This window comes from bacterium (assembly GCA_021372535.1).
Taxonomy (GTDB): Bacteria; Latescibacterota; Latescibacteria; order Latescibacterales; family Latescibacteraceae; genus JAFGMP01.
Window position 1 is genome coordinate 1 of the sequence record JAJFUH010000058.1, and the last position, 3,446, is coordinate 3,446.

The 3,446-nt window shown below is 44.5% G+C and carries 4 protein-coding genes; all 4 read left to right on the top strand.

Annotation, left to right across the window (positions count from 1 at the left end):
• Nucleotides 1-660 precede the first annotated feature (660 nt).
• Complete coding sequence (locus tag LLG96_06240; GenBank protein MCE5249804.1) at nt 661-825, top strand: hypothetical protein; 165 nt, start codon at nt 661-663, stop codon at nt 823-825.
• Between the two features lie 237 nt (nt 826-1,062).
• Nucleotides 1,063-1,503, top strand: coding sequence for a MarR family transcriptional regulator (locus LLG96_06245; protein MCE5249805.1), 441 nt, complete (start codon nt 1,063-1,065; stop codon nt 1,501-1,503).
• Between the two features lie 85 nt (nt 1,504-1,588).
• Nucleotides 1,589-2,791 carry an efflux RND transporter periplasmic adaptor subunit gene (locus LLG96_06250; protein ID MCE5249806.1) on the top strand — a complete coding sequence of 401 codons (1,203 nt, stop codon included), beginning with the start codon at nt 1,589-1,591 and terminating at the stop codon, nt 2,789-2,791.
• Nucleotides 2,792-2,804: 13 nt separating this feature from the next.
• The coding region (locus tag LLG96_06255; GenBank protein MCE5249807.1) for an efflux RND transporter permease subunit at nt 2,805-3,446 on the top strand (642 nt) is incomplete at its 3' end.

Sequence of the window (3,446 nt, forward strand, 5' to 3'; positions counted from 1 at the left end):
CTTGTTGTTGGATTCATTGTATAATAATCATAATGGAGGAGCAAATTGAACGATTTACAAACCGTTGAAACAGCTATAAATAATCCATTGAAACCTTAGAAATAATGAAATAGATCATACTCATATTGATTATCAGTTCCCTGTATCCTGTATGTCAGAAAGGTCATAAATGAGGGCAATGTACTGTATTTCATAGAATTATTACCCTTACCCATGGTCCCTCTCCCGTAAACAGGAGAGGGAAAAAACATTATCGGTTATCCGATTAAATCAGCTGAGATGATTGATCCCCCTCGGCTTCGCCGTGTCCCCCTTACAAAACAAAGGGGGATGAAAGTGCCATAAAAGCCGCTCTCTCCTTAACAAGAAGGGATGCCGCAAGCTGGGGGGATCACATACAATCGGAAATAATTATCGATTCTTTTATAAAAAGTGCTATATGCATATCAAACGGATGACCGAATAAGATATATTACAACTCCCTTCAAAAACAACTGATTTTGACGCACTCATTTCCGACCCTCGAAATCCTCGTTTTTCGGGGGTTTTTTGTTGCCCGTTTTGGACGGGTTTTTGACGCAGTGTGTTTTCTGTGATATGGTGATAACAGAAAAAACGCTCTTTCAAAAACAATAATACTCTCACAGAAAGGAAACACCCATGTGGAACACACCGACAAAACAACAGCTTGAACGAATTCCACGGCTGTATGAGACCGAGAACATCCCCGAAGATGAGAAAATAGTCTACTTACACTTCTTCATCGGCGCATGTGACTGGTTCATAGCCGAATACGACGGCGACGACCTCTTTTCGGATTTGTGATTCTAAACAGCGATTACGAGATGGCCGAGTGGGGATACATAAGCTTTGCCGAAATGAAATCAATCTGTGTCAACGGTATCGGAGGCGACCGCCGGACCGAGAATCAAGGTTTGGCGATTATATTTCAAAATATTCCGGGAAATCTCAAAATATTAGTTGACAATACCAATTGTTCAATTATATACTATCTCTCTCGTTATTTGCGGGAAATCGATTTGTTTACAGGAAGTTGAGACCATGGGAAACCAGAGTTTACCATTGGGTATGATTGTCGGAAAAATGAACAAAGAGATGTTCAGGGTTCTGCGAAAACGAACCAATGAATCCTCGGAAATCAAGTTGACGATCGAGCAGTTCGGTTTACTACATGGAATCAGCACAAGCGGCGAAGAAGTCGTACAGCAAGATATGGCAATTATACTGGGAAAGGACAAATCTTCGATTCTGCGGTTAATCGATTCGCTGGAGGAACAGAATCTTGTGAAACGAGTGGTCGATCCGCATGACAGAAGGAAAAATTGTCTGATTGTCACCGATCTGGGGCATGAAGTGATCAAACACTACCTCAGTATTGAATTTAAGCTTATCGAGGAACTTCAGGAGGGTTTGTCCGAATCGGATATGGAGATTTTTTATAAAGTTGTTCGTACAATACAGAAAAATGCCGAGAAATTATAAAAAATTTGACGATAGACCAATACTTGATACTTTACGCTGTTTCGGATCAATCGTTCGATTAACGGGGATATGGATTGACAGGAATATGAACACGATCGAGAAGAAAATACGTCTTTTGCTGATCCCGCTTATTCTTATGGCTGTTTCCTGCGGTAATGGACATAACGAGAAGCGATCGGGGACCGCAGGCAGGGTCAGAGAATACAAGGTGATGGAAATCGGGTTGCAGTCAACCACCTTGTATAAGGATTATCCGGCATTGCTCGAAGGTCAGCAGACAGTCGAGATTCGGCCTAAAATCGCCGGTTATATCGAGCAGATACTTGTCGATGAGGGCGCTTATGTCAAAAAAGGCCAGCTGCTGTTCCGGCTCAATGATAAGGACCTTCAAGCCGCCGTGCGTTCATCAGAGGCTCTGGTGAAGGTCGCGGAGGCCGATGTGTATTCCGCAAAAGTCAATCTTGATAAGACAAAACCGCTGGTCGATAAATCGATCATCAGCAAATTCGACCTGGAATCCGCCGAATCGACGCTGAAAGCGAAGGAAGCGCAGCTGGCCCAGGCACAAGCCAATATGGAAAATGCGAAGGAGAATTTGCAGTATACCCTCATTACCAGCCCCGCGGAAGGAACAATCGGAACTTTCCCCTACCGCATGGGCAGTCTTGTAAGCAGCGGTATCGCCGAACCCTTGACAACTGTTTCAAATACAGCCAGAGTATATGCGTATTTTTCTCTTAACGAAAAAGAATTTCTTAACCTGGTCAAAGGATTGCCGGGAAAACATATACAGGAAAAGATGAATGAATTGCCCGAGGTTCAGCTGCTTTTGGCCGACAACACACCTTACGATCAACCCGGGAAAATCGAAACTGCCAGCGGCCTGGTCGATCAGCAGACAGGGGCAGTTACCATGCGCGCGACATTCAACAATCCGGAAGGGCTTTTGCACAGCGGCGGCAGCGGATTGATTCGCATTCCCCAATTTGTTGATTCTGCGATAATTATCCCTCAGAAAACAACGTATGAACTGCAAGGTAAACGCTTTGTATTTACGGTTACCCCGGATAATAAGGTTCACGATACCGAAATCGAGGTTCTTGCCGGTAACCTGAAGGATACCTATGTGGTAACAAGCGGGCTTACTGTTGGCGACAAGATTGTGATGGAGGGAATCGTTTCGCTGCGCAATGATACTGAAATTAAACCCATGATGGTAAAAGAGTCTGGCGCCCTTTCGGAAGGCCATAATTCAACAGCCGGCACTGCCAGTCAGGTCAACAACTGAATCAGAAGAGAACATGTTTAGAAATTTTATCGAACGCCCGGTTTTATCCTCGGTAATCTCCATAATCATAGTCATTTTGGGACTTATCGGTTTATCCAGCCTGCCAATCGAGCAATATCCCGATATTGCGCCTCCCACTGTCCGCGTTTCGGCTGCATATACCGGCGCCAATGCGGAAACGGTGCTGAAAAGCGTTGTTATCCCGCTCGAAGAACAGATCAACGGCGTGGAGAACATGATTTATATGTCTTCTTCGGCAAACAACAACGGTTCGGCATCCATCGATGTATATTTCAAACAGGGCACCAATGCGGATATGGCGGCGGTAAATGTGCAAAACCGTGTTGCCCAGGCGACCGGTATCCTCCCGTCCGAAGTGATAAAATCCGGCGTAACGACATTCAAAAGACAGAACAGCATGCTTCTCATTTTCTCCATGTACAGCGAAAATGACAGCTATGATGAGACGTTTATTCAAAATTACTGTAAAATCAACCTGATACCACAGATTCAACGAGTACAGGGAGTCGCAGAAGCCAATGTTTTCGGGTTAAAAAACTATTCGATGCGAGTCTGGCTGAAACCGGATATCATGGCTGTTTACGGATTGATGCCATCCGATATTTCCGCCGCATTGAACGAACAGAATATCGAA

Excerpts from the sequence above, each read along its gene's own strand:
- LLG96_06245 (MCE5249805.1), top strand. The coding sequence starts at position 1,063 with ATGGGAAACCAGAGTTTACCATTGGGTATGATTGTCGGAAAAATGAAC.
- LLG96_06250 (MCE5249806.1), top strand. The coding sequence starts at position 1,589 with ATGAACACGATCGAGAAGAAAATACGTCTTTTGCTGATCCCGCTTATT.
- LLG96_06240 (MCE5249804.1), top strand. The coding sequence starts at position 661 with ATGTGGAACACACCGACAAAACAACAGCTTGAACGAATTCCACGGCTG.